Source organism: Curvibacter sp. PAE-UM, from assembly GCF_001432305.1.
GTDB lineage: Bacteria > Pseudomonadota > Gammaproteobacteria > Burkholderiales > Burkholderiaceae_C > Hylemonella.
The window spans coordinates 3,575,764-3,595,558 of the sequence record NZ_KQ483358.1 but is presented as its reverse complement, the minus strand read 5'-3'; the positions used below and the strand labels follow the sequence as shown (position 1 = coordinate 3,595,558).

At 67.9% G+C, this 19,795-nt stretch carries 19 protein-coding genes; 8 read left to right on the top strand and 11 right to left on the bottom strand.

All coding sequences use genetic code 11. The features are described 5' to 3' along the window. Positions 1–102: 102 nt before the first annotated feature. Positions 103–933, bottom strand: a complete 831-nt coding sequence (locus AO057_RS17140) for a dioxygenase family protein (protein ID WP_057677086.1) — start codon at positions 931–933, stop codon at positions 103–105. Further along, positions 930–1,622: an esterase gene (ypfH, locus tag AO057_RS17135; RefSeq protein WP_057677085.1), complete on the bottom strand. Its 693-nt coding sequence runs from the start codon at positions 1,620–1,622 to the stop codon at positions 930–932. Before ypfH ends, AO057_RS17140 begins: the two co-directional genes overlap by 4 nt. A 137-nt stretch (positions 1,623–1,759) precedes the next feature. On the opposite strand from ypfH, the gene AO057_RS17130 reads away from it, so the two are divergent. Further along, positions 1,760–2,656 carry a LysR family transcriptional regulator gene (locus AO057_RS17130; protein ID WP_057677084.1) on the top strand — a complete coding sequence of 299 codons (897 nt, stop codon included), beginning with the start codon at positions 1,760–1,762 and terminating at the stop codon, positions 2,654–2,656. 12 nt (positions 2,657–2,668) lie between these two features. Here AO057_RS17130 and AO057_RS17125 read toward each other — a convergent pair whose 3' ends face one another. Then, positions 2,669–3,499, bottom strand: coding sequence for an urease accessory protein UreD (locus AO057_RS17125; protein WP_057677083.1), 831 nt, complete (start codon positions 3,497–3,499; stop codon positions 2,669–2,671). A 76-nt stretch (positions 3,500–3,575) separates the two neighbouring features. On the opposite strand from AO057_RS17125, the gene AO057_RS17120 reads away from it, so the two are divergent. Genes AO057_RS17120 through AO057_RS17110 form a run of 3 tightly spaced genes read left to right on the top strand, consistent with a single transcriptional unit; the run spans position 3,576 to position 5,221 of the window. After that, entirely contained in the window at positions 3,576–4,289 is a 714-nt protein-coding gene (locus AO057_RS17120; RefSeq protein ID WP_057677082.1) for a ProQ/FINO family protein, read from the top strand. 17 nt (positions 4,290–4,306) lie between these two features. Next, entirely contained in the window at positions 4,307–4,555 is a 249-nt protein-coding gene (locus AO057_RS17115) for a VF530 family protein (RefSeq protein ID WP_082605609.1), read from the top strand. A gap of 24 nt (positions 4,556–4,579) precedes the next feature. After that, positions 4,580–5,221 carry an HD domain-containing protein gene (locus tag AO057_RS17110; protein ID WP_057677080.1) on the top strand — a complete coding sequence of 214 codons (642 nt, stop codon included), beginning with the start codon at positions 4,580–4,582 and terminating at the stop codon, positions 5,219–5,221. Between the two features lie 53 nt (positions 5,222–5,274). On the opposite strand, the gene AO057_RS17105 is transcribed toward AO057_RS17110, so the two are convergent. The 6 genes from AO057_RS17105 to AO057_RS17080 form a co-directional block, all read right to left on the bottom strand. Beyond that, complete coding sequence (locus AO057_RS17105; protein WP_057677079.1) at positions 5,275–6,558, bottom strand: hypothetical protein; 1,284 nt, start codon at positions 6,556–6,558, stop codon at positions 5,275–5,277. Further along, positions 6,555–7,307 (bottom strand): outer membrane lipoprotein-sorting protein, encoded by a 753-nt coding sequence (locus AO057_RS17100; RefSeq protein WP_205630050.1) that lies wholly within the window; start codon positions 7,305–7,307, stop codon positions 6,555–6,557. Before AO057_RS17100 ends, AO057_RS17105 begins: the two co-directional genes overlap by 4 nt. After that, positions 7,300–8,544, bottom strand: coding sequence for an ABC transporter permease (locus AO057_RS17095; protein WP_057677077.1), 1,245 nt, complete (start codon positions 8,542–8,544; stop codon positions 7,300–7,302). Before AO057_RS17095 ends, AO057_RS17100 begins: the two co-directional genes overlap by 8 nt. After that, positions 8,541–9,227, bottom strand: coding sequence for an ABC transporter ATP-binding protein (locus AO057_RS17090; RefSeq protein ID WP_057677076.1), 687 nt, complete (start codon positions 9,225–9,227; stop codon positions 8,541–8,543). The genes AO057_RS17095 and AO057_RS17090 overlap by 4 nt, the downstream gene beginning before the upstream one ends. Positions 9,228–9,324: 97 nt before the next feature. Beyond that, positions 9,325–10,695 carry an MmgE/PrpD family protein gene (locus AO057_RS17085; protein WP_057677075.1) on the bottom strand — a complete coding sequence of 457 codons (1,371 nt, stop codon included), beginning with the start codon at positions 10,693–10,695 and terminating at the stop codon, positions 9,325–9,327. 68 nt (positions 10,696–10,763) lie between these two features. Continuing rightward, the gene (locus AO057_RS17080; RefSeq protein ID WP_057677074.1) at positions 10,764–11,729 is read right to left on the bottom strand and encodes a Bug family tripartite tricarboxylate transporter substrate binding protein; all 966 of its coding nucleotides are present in this window, start codon (positions 11,727–11,729) and stop codon (positions 10,764–10,766) included. Positions 11,730–11,915: 186 nt separating this feature from the next. On the opposite strand from AO057_RS17080, the gene egtD reads away from it, so the two are divergent. From egtD to selD, 3 genes are all read left to right on the top strand, one after another. Then, positions 11,916–12,881, top strand: coding sequence for an L-histidine N(alpha)-methyltransferase (gene egtD, locus AO057_RS17075; protein WP_057677073.1), 966 nt, complete (start codon positions 11,916–11,918; stop codon positions 12,879–12,881). Between the two features lie 61 nt (positions 12,882–12,942). Beyond that, positions 12,943–13,917, top strand: a complete 975-nt coding sequence (senB, locus tag AO057_RS17070; protein WP_057677072.1) for a selenoneine biosynthesis selenosugar synthase SenB — start codon at positions 12,943–12,945, stop codon at positions 13,915–13,917. Further along, entirely contained in the window at positions 13,914–14,978 is a 1,065-nt protein-coding gene (selD, locus tag AO057_RS17065) for a selenide, water dikinase SelD (RefSeq protein ID WP_205630049.1), read from the top strand. Before senB ends, selD begins: the two co-directional genes overlap by 4 nt. A 6-nt stretch (positions 14,979–14,984) precedes the next feature. On the opposite strand, the gene AO057_RS17060 is transcribed toward selD, so the two are convergent. Together AO057_RS17060 and ftsY are read right to left on the bottom strand one after the other, a co-directional pair. Then, a complete protein-coding gene (locus tag AO057_RS17060; protein ID WP_057677071.1) occupies positions 14,985–17,252 on the bottom strand; it encodes a putative bifunctional diguanylate cyclase/phosphodiesterase in 2,268 nt (755 codons plus the stop codon). A 164-nt stretch (positions 17,253–17,416) separates the two neighbouring features. Further along, positions 17,417–18,376: a signal recognition particle-docking protein FtsY gene (gene ftsY, locus AO057_RS17055; RefSeq protein ID WP_057677070.1), complete on the bottom strand. Its 960-nt coding sequence runs from the start codon at positions 18,374–18,376 to the stop codon at positions 17,417–17,419. Positions 18,377–18,405: 29 nt separating this feature from the next. Here ftsY and AO057_RS17050 point away from each other — a divergent pair, with 29 nt between their 5' ends. Continuing rightward, complete coding sequence (locus AO057_RS17050) at positions 18,406–19,791, top strand: M16 family metallopeptidase (RefSeq protein WP_057677069.1); 1,386 nt, start codon at positions 18,406–18,408, stop codon at positions 19,789–19,791. Positions 19,792–19,795 lie beyond the last annotated feature (4 nt).

The following is a 19,795-nucleotide window of genomic DNA, read 5'->3' as shown; positions in this document are numbered from 1 at the left end:
GCATGGCCATTTTGGCCCCCCCCCGAAGGGAACGGGGTGCCAGCGGCGCCACTCGTTGTTGCACTCCTCACCCAGACGGCCAGTCTGGGCTTCGTCGTACGCCTAGATTGGCGCCGTTGGCACCCCGTTCGCACTTGAGAAATGAGTGTGAACAGGCCCTAGTGCAAACGCATCCATGGCCAGCATGCCGTACATGACCTCGCGGCTGAGGTAGTCGGGCCGCGCGCCATCGGCGGCCGCGCCCAACGCGAAGAACAGCGGCAGGAAGTGGTCTTCGGTCGGGTGCGCGCGCTGGGCGTGCGGGGCCTGCTGGCGGTAGTCCAGCAGGGCCGCGGTGTCGCCCTTCGCGACCTTGTCTTCCACCCAGCGGCTGAATTCGATGACATAGGGCGCGGCCTCGGTCTGGCCGCCAAAGAACTCGCCGAGGTTGTGCGTCATGCTGCCCGTGCCCATGAGCAGCACGCCGCGCTCGCGCAGGGGGCGCAACGCGCGGCCGAGCGCGTAGACCTCGGCCGGTCCCGCGCTGGCGGGCAGGGCGAGCTGCAGCACGGGGATGTCGGCCTCGGGGTAGAGGTGCATCAGCGGCACCCAGGTGCCGTGGTCGAAGGGCCGGCGGCTGTCCAGGCCGGCCTCGATGCCGGCGGCCTGCAGCAGGTCCACGACTTCTTGCGCCAGCGCGGGCTGGCCCGGTGCGGGGTATTGCAGCTGGTAGAGCTCGGGCGGGAAACCGCCGAAGTCGTGCCAGGTCTGCGGCGCGGGCGTGCCCATCACCGTGGGTGTGCGCGCCATCCAGTGCGGCGACATCACCACGATGGCGCTGGGCTTGCCGTGCGCCTGGGCCCAGGCGCGCAGGGCCGGGCCGGTGCTGCCGGCGTCCACCGCGAAGAGCGGGGCGCCGTGCGAGACAAAGAGGCTGGGCAGGGTCTTGTTCATGAGTTGTCCTTGGCAGAGTTGTCCTCACCGGGCTGGAGCCACAGCCGTGCCGGCACGTGCTGCTGCAGTTTCTCTACCGCCAGCTCCACCAGATCGGGGTGCAGTTCGTGGCCGATGAATGGCAGCACGTCGGCCGTGAAGTCCGTGCCCAGCGCCTTCAGGCGCATGGCGCCATCGATGGCGTGGCTGTAGGGCATCACCGCATCGGCCTTGCCGTGCAGCAGGTGCAGGGTGCTGCCTTCGTGCAGGGGTGCCTCGGGCAGGCGCGCAAAACGCCCGCCGATGGCGATCACACGGGCAGCCACCGGCTCCGGGCGCAGCGCCGCTGCCAGCGCCATGATGGCGCCCTGCGAGAAGCCCACCAGGGCGGTGCCCGCGGTGCCCACGCCCGAGCGTTCCTGCCAGTGGCGCACGGCAAATTCAAAAGCGGGCAGGACGGCGTCCACGCGTTCCACGCGGTTCTCTTCCGTCACGCCCGTCACCGAAAACCATTGCCGCCCGCCCGGGGCGATTTCGCTGGGATGGGGTGCGTCCACTGCAACCACCATGGCCTGCGGGAAGGCCTGGGCATAGGCCTGGCCCAGGTCGGCCAGGGACTGCGCGTTCGAACCCACGCCGTGGAACAGCAGGATGAGTTGCGCTGCCTTGGGGCTGGGCTGCTGGAGGATGAGGGCCTGGGGCTGGTTCATGGGGTTTCCTGTCTGCACCGCTTGATGTGGCGCTGGATGTACTTTATTGGACTGTTCCCATTTGATAAATAGCCTGTTGATTGACTCATTGGTCAATAAAATGAAACAATCGGCTCAAGAACAGGCGAGAAAGCGGCATGGACCAGTTCAAAGAGATCGAATCCTTCGTGGCGGTGGCGCAGCAGGGCAGCTTCGTGAAGGCGGCCGACAAGCTGGGCATGTCCAAGGCCATGGTCTCGCGCAACGTCAGCGAACTGGAGGCGCGCCTGGGCGTGCGGCTGATGCAGCGCACCACCCGCCGCCTCTCGCTGAGCGACGCCGGGGCCGACTACCTGCAGCGTTGTGTGCAGATCCTCGGTGAGCTGCACGATGCCAATGCCGCCGTCAGCGCCACGGCCGTGCAGGCGCAGGGCCTGCTCAAGGTCACCGCGCCGCTGACCTTCGGCATCCGCCACCTGGCGCCGCTGTGGGGCGAGTTCCTGCGCATCCACCCGCGCGTGGAGCTGGAGGTGAACCTCAACGACCGCGTGGTGGACCTGATCGAGGAGGGCTACGATCTGGCCGTGCGCATCGGCCAGCTGGCCAGTTCCTCGCTGATCGCGCGGCGCATCAGCGGCACACGCCTGGTGCTGTGCGCCTCGCCGCGTTACCTGCAGCAGGCGGCGCCCATCCAGGACCTGGACGACATCGCCAGCCACGACGTGATCGCCTACACCTATCTGGCCACCGGCGAGCAGTGGCACTTCAGCGGTCCGCAGGGCGCGCGCAGCATCGAGGTGCACCCACGCCTGCGCAGCAACAGTGGTGACACCTGCCGCGCCGCCGCGCTGGCCGACCAGGGCATCGTGTTCCAGCCCAGCTTCCTGGTGGGTGAGGACCTCAAGGCCGGCCGTCTGGTGGAAATCCTGCCGCAGTACGCGGGGCCGGAACTGGACATCAGCGTGGTCTACCCCAGCCGGCACCACCTGTCGCACAAGGTGCGCGCCATGGTGGAGTTCCTGGGCACGGCCTTTGCGCAGGCCGGACGCATTTAGTCCTTCAGTTCTTTACATCGCCCAGATGCGTGGCGGCACGGCTTCCAGCTGCCAGAGTTGCTGGCGCCAGGCGGCGCGCAAGGGCTTGAGCAGTCCCATGGCCGGCTCCACCAGCGGGGCCAGCACGCGCACCACCAGCACCTGGGGGTGCGGGCTGGTGGCGCCGGCGGTGGCGCGCAGGGCGTGCGCGTCGATCAGTTCGCGCACCACCTCCAGCGCGGCTTCGCGCCGCGTGCGCGTGATGGGTTCGCCCGCCACGAAAAACAGCGTGGCCATGCAGCGCTGGCCGGCCAGGCCCAGCGGGCCGTCCATCAGGCGCGCGTCGCTGGCGGCGATGCGGCCCTGCTCCAGCCAGACGCCCGGTACCTCCAGGTGTTGCGCGAACGTGCCCTCGGTGAAAGGCAGGTCCGCCGCCGGCAGGCCCAGGGCGGTCACGTCCCAGCCCATGAGCTCGGCGCCGGGCGCCAGTTCGAACACGGCCCGGTTCTCGGCGCGGCACTGGTTGTAGGCCAGCGCCTCCAGCGGCAGCCATTCCAGGCGTGCACCGGTTTCCAGGCGCGCATGCACCAGCTGGCGCGCAACCTCACCGTTGCTGCGGTAGAAGCGTGTGGCGCCGGGGGTGGTGACCAGGCCGTGCGCGCCGGAGCCGACCGTGAGCCGGATGTCCAGCGTGTCGCCGCCCACCAGGCCGCCGGGCGGGTGCACCAGCACGTTGTGGCAGATGCTGTCGCCTTCGGGGTAGAGGCTTTGCAGGATGCGCAGCGGGCCCTCATGGCGGTAGTGCGCCACGCTGCGCGCGCCGTCGCGGGTGACATCGAGTTGCAGCGAGGCGTGCCAGGTCATGCCGCAAGTCTAATGGGGGATGCGCGGGGTCCGCCCGGGTGACGGACAATCGGGGCTTCCTCGAAAATTGAAACCCATGACGACCAGCCCTTCCCTGTCTACCGCAGTCCCGGCCGAAACGCCCGCCGCTTCTGCCTCCCCCGCCGCCAAACCCGAGGGCAAGGCCAAGCTGGCCGAGCGCAAGCAGTCGGCGCTGCCCGTGCTGGAGCAGCTCTTCGGCTTGTATCCCCATCTCTTCGGGGCCGAGTTCCTGCCGCTCAAGCGCGGCATCTTCCAGGACCTGCTGGCGCGGCACCCCGAGGTGTTCCAGCGCGACAGCCTGAAGGCCGCGCTGGCCGTGCACGCGCGCTCCACGCCTTACCTGCAATGCGTGGCCGCGGCCAAGGCCCGGCATGACCTGGACGGCGTGGCCGTGGAAGAGGTGGCGCCCGAGCATGTGTACCAGGCCGTGGTGGAGCTGCACCGCCGTCGCCAGGCCCGCACCCAGGACGATCTGTCCCCGAAGCTGCGCGCCCAGCTGTCCGCCGCCTTCGAAGCTTCGGGCCTGAGCCCCCAGGACTATCGGGAACGCGTGCAGCCCGCCGACGAAGCGATCGCCGCCGTGCTGGACGAAGCGCTGAGCGAAAGCACGGGGAGGATCGCCCGCCAGGAGGCCCTGAACAAGGCCTTCGAGGCCAGCGGCAAGAACCCGCGTGAGTTCGCCGAGATGTATGGCGTGCAGGAGCGCGACGTCATCAAGTCGGCGCTGGCCTGCAAACGGCGCGCCCAGGCCAGCGCTGCCGCGACCTGAACCCCGACGGGCTGCCCGTGTCCACGCCTGCCCCTCCCGCCCAGCCGCGCAACCCGCTGCACGGCCTGACGCTGGAGGCCATCGTCACGGCGCTGGTGGCGCATTACGGCTGGTCCGGCCTGGCCGAGCGCATCCCGGTGCGCTGCTTCAGCGTGGACCCCAGCATCGGCTCCAGCCTGAAGTTCCTGCGCAAGACGCCCTGGGCGCGCGAGAAGGTGGAGGGCCTGTACCTCTTCATGCTGCGCGAGCAGCGGCGCGCACAGTAAGCTGCCGGCCCGGAGTTGAGCCCCATGCAGGAACTGTCAAATCGAAGCAGCTTGCAGGCGTCCTGGACCCGCTGCTGGTCAACACTGGGTGCTGCCGGTGATGGCATGGTCCTGATGGATCGCCTGCTGGCCGCCTGGGCTGAGCCACAGCGCCGGTACCACACGCTCCAGCATCTCGGTGAGTGTCTTGCGCTGTTCGACGGGTACCGTCAACTGGCAGAGCAGCCGGCGGAAGTGGAACTGGCGCTCTGGTTCCACGACGCGGTGTACGACGTGCGGGGCAAGGACAACGAAGCCCGCAGTGCGGCGTGGGCGCAGGCTGATCTGAAGGCGGCAGGGGTTGGCGCTGCAGCCATCGCCCGCATCGCCGGGCACATCATGGCCACCCGTCATGCAGTTCTCCCCACAGGGGGCGACCAGCAACTGCTGGTCGATATCGACCTGTCCATCCTGGGCGCGCCCAAGCCCCGTTTCCTCGAATACGAGGAGCAGGTGCGTGCCGAGTACGCATGGGTGCCGGGTTTCCTGTTCCGGCGCAAGCGCCGCGAGATCCTCAAGGAGTTCCTGGCGCGCCAGCCGATCTACAACACGCCATCGATACGTGAAGAAATCGAAAGCCGGGCGCGCGAGAACCTGGCGTATTCGATGGCAGCGCTCGGGGGCTGACCCCGGCATCTCCACCTGCTGCGTGAGCCGGGTCGCAGTACCAGGCGCAGGTCTCAGAAATAGAGCCGGGCGAGCAGCTCGAGGCGCCGCCCCGTGGCCTTCTCGCCGAACTCGGTGCCGGCAGCGCCGTCCAGCAGGATGGCGCGCACGCGCAGTTCGACGTTCTGCCAGCCGGTGTAGCTGAGTTCGGGCGCTGCCTGCCAGCTGCGGTCGTTCGCATTGGCAATGATGGTCAGCGCCGGTGTGACGTACAGCCAGTCGAAGGGGTCCTTGACGCTGACGCGCAGATAGACATAGTGGCTGCCTGCCGTGGGGCGCGCATAACCGGATTGCGCCAGTGAGCGGGCCAGCGTCTGTTCGGCGGGTGTGCCGCCGGGTGCAAAGGCCTCGCCGACCAGTTGATAGAAGGAGCGAAGCTCGTCCTGGGCATAACCCGAGCCATTGCGATAGAACTCCAGGATCCAGGTGGCTTCGTTCTCTGTCAGGTAGCGCAGGCCCAGCAGCCAGCTGTCGGCATGGCCGTTCCGCGTGCCGACGCTGCCGTCGGTGTTCACCACGCGCTGCGTGGTACTGATGCTGCGTGCCCATTCACCGTGCAGTTCCAGCTGGCTGCCGAGGTTGCGCGAGAAGTCCAGGCCGATGCGCTCGGGGCGGCTGCCTTCGCCGGCCCACAGCAGGTCGATGTCGGTGTCGGCCCACAGCAGATAGAGTTTGGCGCCGGCATTGAGCTTGTCCGGCGTGCCGTAGTCGCTGTTGAGGTCGCGGTTGACCGGCATCAGCACGGGCATGAAGCCCACCGTCGCCAGCGTCCCCGGCAGGCTCTTGACCCAGTCGGCGCTGGCCATCACATAACCTTCGCGCGACAGCGTGGGGTCGCTCGGGTCCTTGGGGCGCTCGAAGAAACCCACCGGGTTCCAGGCGTAGCCCTTGCCCCAGCGCTGCAGTTGCTTGCCGGCATCGAAGGACAGGCCGGTGGCCGGGCTCAGGCGCAGGCCGGCTTCGAGCCAGGTGGAGTTGCTGCTGGTCGCCAGCGCGTCATGCGCGGCGGTGCCCGCCAGCCGCCCGTACAGCGTGAGGGTGTCGCGCTGGTATTTGCCGGCGAGTTCGTAGCCGGCGCTCTGGCGGTCCAGTTCGCTGCGCGGGGCGGTGCCGGGAAAGTTCAGCGGGTACAGCGCGCTGCCGGGCCGCAGGTTGAAGTGCTCGGCCTTGGCTTCGACGAAGCCATTCAACTCCCAGGGGGAACGCTCGATTTCCGAGAGATCGAAGCTGTAGCCGGCGGCATGGGCGCTGGCCACGGCGGCGGCCAGCAGGCAGGCCGTGACGGCGCTGCGGCTCACTTGCGCAACTCGTCCAGGCGCGACATGAAGTTCAGCGTGAAGACTTCGTCGGCCACGTTGCGTTTCTTCACGGCCGCGTAGAGCATGACGGACTTGTAGCCCTTGTACAGCGGGCTGTCGGTCTCCACCGTGGCCGGGCGGCGGATGCCGCCGCCGAAGTCCTTGACGTCCTTGAAGTGCAGGGTCTTCACCAGCATGCCGCTGGCGGCGTAGGCTTCGATGCGGGTGGGCAGCACGGTCTTTTTGTCCACCGTGAGTTTCAGGCGGTCGTAGGCCACGGCGCCGGTCTTGGCCTTGAGGTCGAGCAGGTAGTTGGCGCCTTCTTCGCTGGCGCTGGTGACGTCGTATTCCTCGGAATAGTCCACGCGCAGGATGTCGGCGTTGTTGAAGACGCCGCCGGTCACCGACTGCAGGCTGGTGATGCGCACCGGCTTGCCCACGTTGGGGATGTAGAGCCACATATTGTCGCCCTGGCGCAGCGTGCTGCGGCCCTTGTCGCTGGCCGGCGCCAGGAACAGGGCGGCCACCTTGTCGCGGCCCTTCTTGACCGAGTAGAGGATGAACTCCTTGCGCTTGCCGTCGGGCTCCTCGTTGATGAGCTTGCGCGTCATCTCGTAGGCCTCGGGTTCGAGATTACGGTCGACCTTTTCGAGCAGGGCTTTGCCGTCGAGGGCCAGCACGGCGGCGGGCAGGCAGAGGCAGGCCAGGGCGAGGATGTTCTTCAGTTTCATGCGGGGACTTTCAAACATGGCGCAGTGCCTGGATCGGGTCCATGCGCGAGGCGCGCCAGGCCGGCTGCAGGCTGGCGATGACGGCCATGCCCACCACCAGCAGGGCGACGGAGAGCATCTCGCCTGCCGAGAGCGTGGGGTGCAGGGTGATCATCTGCCGGCCGAAGGGGAACTGCAGGGGGTAGAGGTTCAGCAGGCCCACCACGGCCGCGCTCAGGGCCACGCCGACGATGGCGCCCAGCAGGCCCAGCAGCAGGCCTTCACCCACGTAGAGGCCGAGGATGCGGCTCGGCGGCGTGCCGATGGCCGCCAGGGTGCCGATCTCGCGGATGCGCTCGTACACGGCCATCAGCATCACGTTCATGACGCTGGTCAGCACGATGGCCACCAGCATCACGCGGATGAACAGGGTCATGAGGTCGATCATGCTGGCGATGTTGGCAAAGGGCGAGAGCCCCTTCCAGTCGTGCAGCTCCAGCACGGGCCGGCCCTGCGGATTGGTCAACTGCTCCAGCCGGGCACCCAGCGAGGCCGTGACCTTGTCGAGCTTGCCCAGGTCCTTGAGCCGGACCACGATTTCCATGGCCTCGGCCTCGTCCATGCGCAGCAGCTCGCGCGCGTCGTCCGTGTGCAGGTAGGCGTCGCGCCCGCCCGGGCCGGTCACGGGTTCGAGCACGCCGCGCACCTTGAAGTTCTTGCCGTTGACCGAACCCTCGCGGTTGGTCGCCACCAGCACCACCGAGTCGCCGACCTTGACCTTCATGCCGCGCGCCAGCAGCTCGGGGATCAGCAGTTCGCCGGGCGCCAGCAGGGGGCCTTCGCGACCGCCTTCGATGATGCGGGTGCGCAGGCCCGGCGCGGCGGCGTCCTCGGCCACCGGGTCGATGCCGTTGAGGCGGATGCTGGTGGTCTCGTTGAAGTTGCTGAACATGGCGCCCAGCTTCAGGCGCACCGAATAGGCGGCAACGGCGGGCTCGCCATCGAGTTCGGCCTTGACCTTGGCGATCAGCTGCGGCGAGAGGTTGAGGTTGAGCGGCAGGTTGTCCACTGAGGCCACGTAGCCCCTGCGGTGCACCTGCAGGTGGCCCAGCAGGCTGTCGGTGATCTGGCCGATCATGACCTGCTTGAAGGAGCCGGCCGCCGAGACGAAGAGCAGCATGGCGAGCACGCCCAGCGTGATCAGGCCAGCGGTGAGCCAGGTGCGGCGGTGGTAGCGCATCAGGTTGCGCGCCGAGAGGCGAAGAACGGCGATCATGCTTGTACCTCCTTGACCAGGCGTCCGTCTTCCAGCATCAGCGTGCGTTCGGCCGCCTGCATGATCTTGGGGTCGTGGGTGGAAAACACGAAGGTGGTGCCGTAGTCGTCGCGCATCTGTTTCATGAGGGCGATCACCTTGTGGGCGGTTTCATGGTCGAGGTTGGCCGTGGGCTCGTCGGCCAGCACCAGCTTGGGTTCGGACACCAGGGCCCGCGCCACCGCGACGCGCTGCTTCTGGCCACCGGAGAGCTGGTCGGGCCGCTTGTGGGCCTGTGCCGCCATGCCCACCGCGTCCAGCAGCTTCATGACCTGCGCGTGCCGTTTTTCAGGCGCCCAGCCGCGCACCATCAGCAGCGGGTACTCGACGTTCTCGTAGGCCGACAGCACGGGCACCAGGTTGAACTCCTGGAACACGAAACCCAGGTTCTCGCCGCGAAAGTGGGCGGACGCCTTGCGGTCCAGCGCCGCCACGTCCGTTCCCATCACGGTCAGCCGGCCGCTGCTGGGGTGGTCGAGACAGCCGATCAGGTTGAGCAGGGTGGACTTGCCGCTGCCGGACGGACCGACGAAGGCGACGAATTCGCGCACGTCGATGGTGAGCGAGATATCACGCAGCGCGTAGAACTCGACATCGCCGGAGCGGTAGATTTTGGAGACCGCGCTCGCTTCGATCAGTGACATGACAGCCTTGCAGTGTGCAAGGCTCTCTTATAAGCAGGCCCCCCGGGACTGTCAAACCAGGCCGGGCCTGGATTTGATGCAGATCAAGTTTGGGCGATCAAGGCCGGGCGAGGGCCGTGAGCTGGCGCACGTCACCGATGCTGCCCAGCTTCCAGCAGGCGGCGATCAGTTCGCTGGTCTTGGCCTTGCTGATGACCGGGTCGCTCAGGTCGTGGAACTTGGTCTCCAGCATGGTGTCGGTCATGGGGTTTTCCAGCGAGCCGATGGCGTGCTTGACGAACACATGCACGCGGCGGCCGTCTTTGAGCGCGGCGGTCACGTCGGCGCTGGCCTCGTCGATGCTGTCGTCCACCGTGGCCACCACCTTGCGGCGCAGCGCCACCATGTCGGGGCGGTTGACGATGTCGTCGGCGTACTGGTCTTCACCGGCCTTGCCGAAGATCAGGCCGCAGGCGCAGCCGTGGTAGACGCTGAACTTGCCCTGCAGGCCGTCGGCCGGTTCCTTCTTGCCCGTGAGCTCGAGCACCAGCGAGTGCACCTTGAGCTCGATGCGCTCCACATCGTCTGCCTTCACGCCCTGCGCGCGCAGCTGGCTGCAGGCGTCGATGCTGGGGTGGATCACGATGCCGCAGGCAAAGGGCTTGTAGCTGTTGAAGGAGATCTCGAAGCGTTGGCCCAGCTCATCCGTGATCTCGTTCCAGGCGTATTTGGTGGAGATGGTCTGGATCATGCCGCGCGGGGCTTCCAGCGCCTTGGGGCTGGCCGTGAAGCCCTGGCTGGCCAGCAGCGCCGACATCAGGCCGGCACGTGCCGCACCACCCGGATGGAAGGGTTTGGTCATGGTGCCGAACTGCTCGCGCATGCCGATGGGCTGCGAGGCGGCGATGCCCAGCGCCATGGCGGTCTTCTGTTCGTCCAGGCCCAGCAGGCGCGCGCAGCCCGCGGCCGCGCCCAGCATGCCGGTGGAGCCGGTGATGTGCCAGCCGCGGTCGTAGTGCTCGGGGTACATGGTGTTGCCCACGCGGCAGGAGACGTCGATGCCCAGCACCAGCGCGTCGATCACGGCGCGGCCGCTCAGACCCTTGTGCTCGGCCAGCGCCAGCACGGCCGAGGCCACGGGGCCGGCCGGGTGGATGATGGTCTTCAGGTGCGTGTCGTCGAAGTCGAAGGTGTGCGAGGTGATGCCGTTGACCAGCGCGGCGCTGGCCATGTCCACCTTGTCGGCGCGACCCAGCACGCTGGCCTGCTGCGCCGGTTGCAGCATGGCGACAGCCCCGAGCGCGGCGTGCGCGGACTCGTGCTGCGCAGCGCCCACGGCGCAACCCAGCCAGTTCATGAAAGTGCGGTGGGCTTCGTGGTCCACCGCGTCGCTCCAGCCGCGTGAAGGATGCGTGGCCACAAAACGGGCCAGGGTCTGGGTGACGGCGGGGGCGTTGTGGTCGGCGGTGACCTGGGTATTGCGGGCCATGGGAAATCTTCGTTTGCTATGAAAAAAGGAGCGACCCGGCGGCTGCCGGGTCGCGGTCGGATTGAAGTTTAGCTGTCGAGCTGGATGTTGCGGTCCTTGGCCAGCCGGGTCCAGCGTGCGATGTCCTCGCGCATGAACTTGCCGAAGGCGTCCGCGCTCATGGGCATGGGCTCGATGGCCTCGATCGAGAGCTTCTCGCGCATGTCCGGTGCCTTGAGCACGGCGTTGAGCGTGTCGTTGAGCTGCTTGACGATGGCCGCCGGCATCTGGGCCGGGCCCACCACGCCATACCACTGCATGGCGTCGAAACCCTTGTAGCCCAGTTCGTCCAGCGTGGGGGTGTCCTTGAGTTGCGGATGGCGCTGCGCGCCGGTCACGGCCAGGGCGCGCACACGGCCCGAGCGGATGTGCGGCAGCGCCGCCGCCAGCCCGGGGAACATGGCCTGGGTCTGGCCGCCGATCAGGTCGGTGAAGGCCGGGGCCACGCCGCGGTAGGGGATGTGCACCATGAAGGAGTCGATCTGCTGCTTGAACAGCTCCATGGTCAGGTGGGTGAGCGAGCCCGCGCCGGCCGAGCCGTAGCTGACCTTGCCCAGGTTGGCGCGCAGGTAGGCCACGAACTCCTTCACGTCCTTGGCGGGAATGGCCGCATTGACCACCAGCACATTGGGCGTGCCGCCGATCATGCCGATGGGCGTGAAGTCCTTGATCGGGTCGTAGGGCAGCTTGCGCGTGGCCGGGCTGGTGCCGTGCGTGGCCACATAACCCTGCATCAGGGTGTAGCCGTCGGGTGCGGCCTTGGCCGTGTTCTGGCTGGCGATGACACCGCCGCCGCCGCCCTGGTTGTCGACCACGAAAGTCTGGCCCAGTGCCTTGCCCCAGCGCTCGGTCACGGTGCGGCCCACCATGTCGCTGCCGCCGCCGGCGGCCACGGGCACGATGTAGCGGATCGGTTTGACGGGGTAGCTTTGTGCGTGCAGCAGGGTCGGGGCCAGCAACAGGGGGCTGGCGCCCAGCAGGGTACGACGTTTCATGAAGGTCTCCTTTTATGAATGCAGTGCGTGGTTCAGGTTCACCAGGCTCGAATTGTCTACACTTTGATTGCTAGTGTAAACATCTTGACCGGGCATTGTGCGCCAGGATGACCAGGGCCGCCAGCCGTGGAAACCACAATGCCCGGGGCGCCTGTTGCGGGACGGGGCGGCTGCTATATTGGCCGCATGTCACTCACCGGGCTGCGCCAGCCGCGTTTCATCCAGCTCTACCACGAAGACCGCGCGGCGCTGCGCCAGGAGCTGGCCGGGGGCCTGCTGGCCACGCCGGCGCGGACCTCGCCCAAGTATCTTTACGATCCGCTGGGTTCGCGCCTGTTCGACGCCATCACCGAGCTGCCCGAGTACTACCCCACGCGCACCGAGGCCGCTTTGCTGGTCGCGCATGGGGCGGCCATCGCCGCTGAGGTGCCCAAGGGCGCCACCCTGGTGGACCTGGGCGCCGGCAACTGCGAGAAGGCGGCGCGCCTGTTCGGCCTGCTGCAGCCGGCGCGTTACGTGGCGGTGGACATTTCGGTGGACTACCTGAACAACGCCTTGCAGTGCCTGCAGCGCCAGTTCCCCGCGCTGGACATGCTGGGCGTGGGGCTGGATTTTTCCTCGCAGCTGGCGCTGCCACCCGAGGTGGGCGAGGGCCCGCGCCTGCTGTTCTATCCGGGCTCGAGCATCGGCAATTTCACCCCCGAGGAGGCGCTGGTCTTCCTGCGCCAGGTGCGCGCGCAGGCGCAGGGTGGCGGCCTGCTGATCGGGGTGGACCTGGTCAAGCCGACGGACGTGCTGCAAGCAGCCTACGACGACGCGCTGGGCGTGACGGCCGCCTTCAACAAGAACCTGCTGCTGCACATCAACCGCGTGCTGGGCAGCGACTTTGCCGTGCACGACTGGTCGCACGTGGCTTTTTTCAACGCGGCGGCCTCGCGCATCGAGATGCACCTGCAGGCCCGGCGCGAAATCACCGTGCGCTGGCCCGGCGGCGAACGCCGTTTTGCGCAGGGCGAGCGCATCCACACCGAGAACTCCTGCAAATACGCCCTGGCCGATTTCCAGGCCCTGCTGGCCGCGGCCGGTTTTGCGCGCGTGCAGGCCTGGACGGACGAGCGCGGCTGGTTTGCCATGTACTGGGCGCAAGGATGAAGCTCCCCCACGCGCACTGCGTACGCTGCCTCCTGGGGCGGCCCGGCGGGTGGCCTGGACCATGACACTGCCGCTGGTCATCATCGTCAGCCCGGCGCTGGCCGATGCCAACAATGGCAACTGGCAGACCGCCTGGCGCTGGTCGCGCCTGCTGGCCGGCCACTACCGCACCCGGATCGTCAAGGCATGGCAGCCCGATGAGCACCCCGGGGCCGTCGCCCTGCTGGCACTGCACGCACGCCGCAGCGCGGCGTCCATCGCGGCCTGGGCACAGGCGCAGCCGGGCCGCGGCCTGGCCGTGGTGCTGACGGGCACCGACCTCTACCGCGACATCCATGAAGAGGTGTCCGCGCGGCGCTCGCTGGCACTGGCGCAGCGGCTGGTCGTGCTGCAGGACCAGGGGCCGCAGGCCTTGCCTGCCGGGTACCGCGGCAAGACGCGCGTGATCTTCCAGTCCACCACGGCGCGCCGGCCGCTGGAGAAGACCGGTCGCCACCTGCGCGCCGTCATGGTGGGCCATCTGCGCGAGGAGAAGTCGCCGCAGACCCTGTTCGAGGCGGCGCGCCTGCTGCGCGAGCGGCACGACATCCACATCGACCACATCGGCGAGGCGCTCGATCCGGTGCTGGGACAACAGGCGCGCGCGACCATGGCCGCCTGCCCCCATTACCGCTGGCTCGGCGGCCTGGCGCACGAGGCCACCCGCCGGCACATCCAGCGTGCCCATCTGCTGATCCACGCCAGCCGCATGGAGGGTGGCGCGCATGTGCTGATGGAGGCTGTCTGCAGTGGCACGCCGGTGCTGGCCTCGCGCATTCCGGGCAACGTGGGCATGCTGGGCGCCGACTACCCGGCTTATTTCCCCTGGGGGGATGCGGCGGCGCTTGCGGAACTGCTGCAGGCGTGTCGTGCGGACATGGGGCAGGCGTCGAGCAGGATCGCCGGCTTGCAGGCAAAATGTCGCCTTCGCGCGCCGCTGTTTGCGCCGGCTGCCGAACGTGCAGCCCTGCTGGCGCTGCTCCAGGATCTCACATGAACAACATGACCCTTCCCAAGCCCGAACCCCGCCTGACCTCGCTCTCGCACGGCGGCGGTTGCGGCTGCAAGATCGCCCCCGGCGTGCTCTCCGAAATCCTCAAGAGCGGCAGCGGCATGCCGGTGCCGGCCGAACTGCTGGTGGGCATCGAGACCGCCGACGACGCGGCCGTCTACCAGATCAATGACGAGCAGGCGCTGATCGCCACCACCGACTTCTTCATGCCCATCGTCGACGACCCCTACGACTTTGGCCGCATCGCCGCCACCAACGCCATCTCGGATGTGTACGCCATGGGCGGCAAGCCCATCATGGCGCTGGCCCTGGTGGGCATGCCCATCAGCGTGCTGTCCACCGACACCATCGGCAAGATCCTGGCCGGCGGCCAGGCGGTGTGCCGCGCAGCCGGCATCCCGATCGCCGGCGGCCATACCATCGATTCCGTGGAGCCCATCTACGGCCTGGTGGCCATGGGCCTGGTGCACCCGAAACGCGTCAAGCGCAATGCCGATGCGCGCGTGGGCGATCGCCTCATCCTTGGCAAGCCGCTGGGCGTGGGCGTGCTCTCGGCCGCGCTGAAGAAGGAGGCGCTGGACGCTGCCGGTTACGCGCAGATGATCGCCACCACCACCAAACTCAACACCCCGGGCCCCGAGCTGGCCGAGCTGGCCGGCGTGCACGCCCTGACCGACGTCACCGGTTTCGGCCTGGCCGGCCACGGCCTGGAGCTGGCGCGCGGCGCCCACTGCACGGTCAAGATCGACTGGGCGCGTGTGCCGCTGCTGAATGGTGTGCGCGAGCTGGCGACCCAGGGCATGGTCACCGGCGCTTCGGGCCGCAACTGGGCCGGTTATGGCAGCTCGGTCACGCTGCCGCCCGGTTTTGCAGAGGTGGACCAGGCCCTGCTGACCGACCCGCAGACCAGCGGCGGCCTGCTGGTGAGCTGCACGCCAGAGACGGTAGCGCAGGTGCTGGCCATCTTCCGCCAGCATGGCTTCGAGGCCGCGGCCGAGATCGGCGAGATCACGGGCGAGGCGCCGGGGCGCCTGGTGGTTCGCTGACGCGGATCAGGCGGCCGGCGTGATGACCGGCCAGCCCGGTCGCTGCGCCAGCTGCTCGAAGTCCTGCAGCGGCAGCGGGCGGCTGTACAGATAACCCTGGTAGGCGTGGCAGCCCTGGGCCTGCAGGGCCTGCTGCTGTTCGATCGTCTCCACCCCTTCGGCCATCACCTCCAGTCCCAGGCTTTCGGCCAGCACGATCACCATGCGTGCGATGGCCGCGTCGTTCGCATCGACCAGGATGTCGCGCACGAAACCCTGGTCGATCTTGAGCTGGTCCAGCGGCAGGCGCTTGAGGTAGGACAGCGAGGAATAGCCGGTGCCGAAATCGTCCAGCGAAAAACCGACGCCGCGCGCCTTGAGCAACGTCATCTTCGCGATCACCTCGTCCACATTGGTGATCAGCAGGTTCTCGGTGATTTCGAGCTTGAGGCGTTGCGGCGGTGCGCTGGTGCGCGCCAGCGCGTCCAGCACCTGCTGCACGAAGTTGTCCTGCTGGAACTGACGCGGGCTTACGTTGACCGACAGCGTCAGGTGGGCCATGCCCGGCTGCACAGCCCAGCGTGCCAGCTGTTCGCAGGCCAGGTCCAGGATGTGTTCCCCCAGCGGGACGATGAGACCGGTTTCTTCGGCCAGCGCAATGAACTCACCCGGCGGCACCAGCCCGCGCTCTGGCTGATGCCAGCGCAGCAGCGCTTCCACCCCCGAGACCAGGCCGCCACGCTGCACCTGGGGCTGGTAGTGCAGCACGAACTGCTCCAGCTGCAGGGCCAGGCGCAGGTCGCGCTCCAGCGCTGCGCGTGCTGCCACCATGGCCTGCATGCGCGGGTCGTAGAAGCGGATGGTGTTGCGGCCGGCCGACTTGGCCTGGTACATGGCGAGGTCGGCGCGCTTGATCGGCTCCTCGATGTTCTCGTGCTGCGCGCCGAACAGCGTGATGCCGATGCTGGGCGTGCTGTGGACGCTGAGCGGCTGGATGTCGTAGCTCTCATTGAGTGCAGACATGATCTTGCGGCCCACGGTTTCGGCCTGGGTGGCCGCTTCCATCGCATTGCCGCTGAGGTCTTCCAGCATCACCACGAACTCGTCACCGCCCAGCCGTGCCACGGTGTCGCCGTCGCGCACGCCCTCGACCAGGCGCGCGCCCACCTGCTGCAGCAGCAGGTCGCCCTTGTCGTGACCGTAGCTGTCGTTGAGGGTCTTGAAGTTGTCCAGGTCGATGAAAAGCAGCGCGCCCTGGCGCTGGTGGCGGGTGCAGGCGGTCATGGCCTGCTCCAGGCGGTCCATCAGCAGGCGCCGGTTGGGCAGGCTGGTCAGCGGATCGAAGAAGGCCAGGCGCTGGATCTGCTCCTCGGCGGCCTTGCGTGCCGTGATGTCCGTGGTGTAGGCCAGCACGCAGGCCACGCCATCGAGATCGATGATCTCGCCCGCGATGCTGACGTTGCGCAGCGCACCGTTCTTGTGTCGCCACATGGTCTCGAAGTTCAGCGTGCGGCCCTGCCGGCGCAGCAACTCGGCCCACTGCTGGCGCAACTGCAGGTCCAGCCAGAGCCCGGCCTCTTCCACCCGGTGCCCTTCCATCTCGGTCCGGGTCCAGCCGAAATCACGCTGGAAATTGTCGTTGACGGCGAGGATCTGCCCATCCTCGACCGTCACGATGGAGGCTGCCACCGGGCTGGAGGCAAAGGCCGTGGCGAACTTCAGCTCGGACTGCCGCAGCACCTCGTTGGCGCGCGCGATCTCGCCGCTGGCACGTTGCATCTGCTCCAGCCGCTCGCGGTAGGCCTGTACCAGATAGATGACCAGGGCCGCGGAGAGCAGGAGCACGAAGACCTGCACGATGCCGTGCAGGAGGGCCGGCGTTGGCGCCGAGACCGGCCGCCAGCCCAGGGTGTCGGCCATGATGAAGCCGATGGTGGTGGCCGAGGTCAGCACGACCGTGATGATGGCGGCGCGCGTGCTGACCACCCAGCCCAGGAAGATGACCACGATGGGGTGGGCGAAGTAGATCGGCGTGCGCACGCCGTCGTGGAACAGGGCGATGCCGGTGATCGTGGCCCACACGCCGCTGGCCATCCAGATCACGGCGGCCTGGTACTGCTTGCGCCCCAGCAGCCAGGCCCCCACCAGCGCCACCGCGGACATCACCAGCTGACCCCAGGCCAGGGTGCTGTACTGCGGCAGCAGGATGAAGATGACCGCCCCGAAGCAAAGACTGCCCGAGAGGATCGTGACAATCGCGTAGTGCAGGAAGGTCAGCGTCGGCTGCCAGGACATCCGGTCGGTGACAAACTCCTGCGCGGGGCGATCAATAGGAGATGGCTTGAAAATTTTCGGCCTCGCGTCTCCATCCTACAAGGTTTGCCACCCCTCATTGAGGCATGGACAGGCCGTTCTGCGTCAGCTGGCGCTGCGTACGTGCGCCAAGCGTGAAGAAATGCTCAGTCCAGCAGCGCCTGTGCGAACTCGCGCGCCTTGAAGGTCTCCAGCTCGTCGAGCTGCTCGCCCACGCCGATGAAATACACCGGCACCGGCCGCTCGCGCGCAATCGCGGCCAGCACACCACCCTTGGCCGTGCCGTCGAGCTTGGTGACGATCAGCCCGGTCAGGCCCAGGGCCTCGTCGAAGGCGCGCACCTGGGCCAGCGCGTTCTGGCCGGTGTTGCCGTCGATCACCAGCAGCACCTCGTGCGGTGCGGTCGCGTCGGCCTTCTGCACCACGCGCCTGATCTTGCGCAGCTCTTCCATCAGGTGCAGCTGCGTGGGCAGGCGGCCCGCTGTGTCCACCAGCACCACGTCCTTGCCGCGGGCCTTGCCGGCGCTCACCGCATCGAAGCAGACCGAGGCCGGGTCGCCGCCGGCCTGGTGCACGATCTCCACCGTGTTGCGTTCGGCCCAGACCATGAGCTGCTCGCGCGCGGCAGCGCGGAAGGTGTCGGCCGCCGCCAGCAGCACCGTGGCCCCGTCGTTGGAGAGGTGGTGCGTGAGCTTGCCGATGGAGGTGGTCTTGCCCGCGCCGTTGACGCCGGCCACCATGATCACCGTGGGCTGGTGCGCGCCGATGGCCAGCGGCTTTTCCAGCGGCGCCAGCAGATCGGCCAGGGCATCGACCAGCAGACCCTTGACGGCCGCCGGTTCGGTGGTCTTGCTCTCCTTGACGCGGCGCTTGAGGTCGTCCAGCAGGAACTGCGTCGCCGCCACACCAGCGTCCGCCATCAGCAGGGCCTCTTCCAGCTGCTCGTAGAGCGCGTCGTCGATCTGCGTGCCCGTGAAAACGGTGCTGATGCTGGCGCCGGTCTTGCGCAGGCCGGCGCGCAGCTTGCCCAGCCAGCCCTGGCGTGCTGGTTCCGTGGGGCTGGCAGTGGCTTCAGCAGGGGCTTTTTTCTTGAAAAAACTGAACATATGGGGCGTTCTTAGAATCAGAGCATTCTATGAAACGCTACACCCCCCTCCTTCTGGCCTTCTTTGCCCTGCTGGCGGCCCCGGTCCTGGCGCAGCCACGTGCCCAGCAATACACCCTCGAAAACGGCATGACGCTCATCGTCCAGCCCGACCGGCGCGCCCCTACAGCCGTGCACATGGTCTGGTTGCGGGTGGGCTCCATGGACGAGGTGGACGGCAGCAGCGGTGTGGCCCACGTGCTGGAGCACATGCTGTTCAAGGGCACGCGCACGCTCAAGGCCGGCGAGTTCTCGCGCCGTGTGGCGGCGCTGGGCGGGCGAGAGAACGCCTTCACCAGCACGGACTACACCGGTTATTTCCAGCAGATCCCGGCCACCCGCCTGGAAGACGTGATGAAGCTGGAGGCCGACCGTTTTGCCAACAACCGCTGGGCCGATGCCGAGTTCAAGAAGGAAATCGAGGTGGTCAAGGAAGAGCGCCGCATGCGCACCGAAGACAACCCGCGCGCCCTGCTGTATGAAACGCTCAACGCCACGGCCTACACGGCCTCGCCCTACCGCCGACCCATCGTGGGCTGGATGAGTGATCTGGAGAGCATGACCCCCGACGACGCACGCGAGTTCTACCGCAAGTGGTACGTGCCGGCCAACGCCGTGGTGGTGGTGGTGGGCGACGTGGACGCCGCCCAGGTCAAGCGCCTGGCGGACAAGCACTATGGCCGCATCGCACCGCGTGCCGTGCCCGCACGCAAGCCGCGCACCGAGCCGCTGCAGGCCGGCCTGCGCCGCGTGGCGGTGAAGGCGCCGGCCGACCAGGCCTATGTGAGCCTGGCCTTCAAGGTGCCGGGCCTGCGCTCGCTGAGCGAGAGCGACCCGGCCAACGACGATGCCCTGGCCCTCACCGTGCTGGCCGCCGTGCTCGACGGTTACAGCGGCGCGCGCCTGGAGCGCGCACTCACCCAGGGCAGCGACCGCGTGGCCGACAGCGCGGGCGCCAGCAACGGCCTGCTGGGCCGTGGCCCGCAGATGTTCGTGCTCGACGGTGTGCCCGCCCCGGGCAAGACGGCCGCCCAGGTGGAAGCCGCATTGCGCGAGCAGGTGGCGCGCGTGGCCCGTGAAGGCATCAGCGCGGCCGAGCTGGAGCGCGTGAAGACCCAGTGGATCGCCAGCGAGGTCTACAAACGCGACTCGCTCTTCAACCAGGCGCGCGAGATCGGCACCTACTGGGTGCTGGGCCTTCCGCTGGACACCAACGACCAGCTGCTGGCGCGCCTGCGCGGTGTCACCGCAGCCCAGGTGCAGTCCGTGGCCGCCCGTTATTTCGGTGAGGACCAACTCACCGTGGCGCATCTGCTGCCGCAGCCACCCGACCCCAACCGTCCGCGCCGCCAGCCAGCCGCCGGCAGCCGCCATTAAAGGA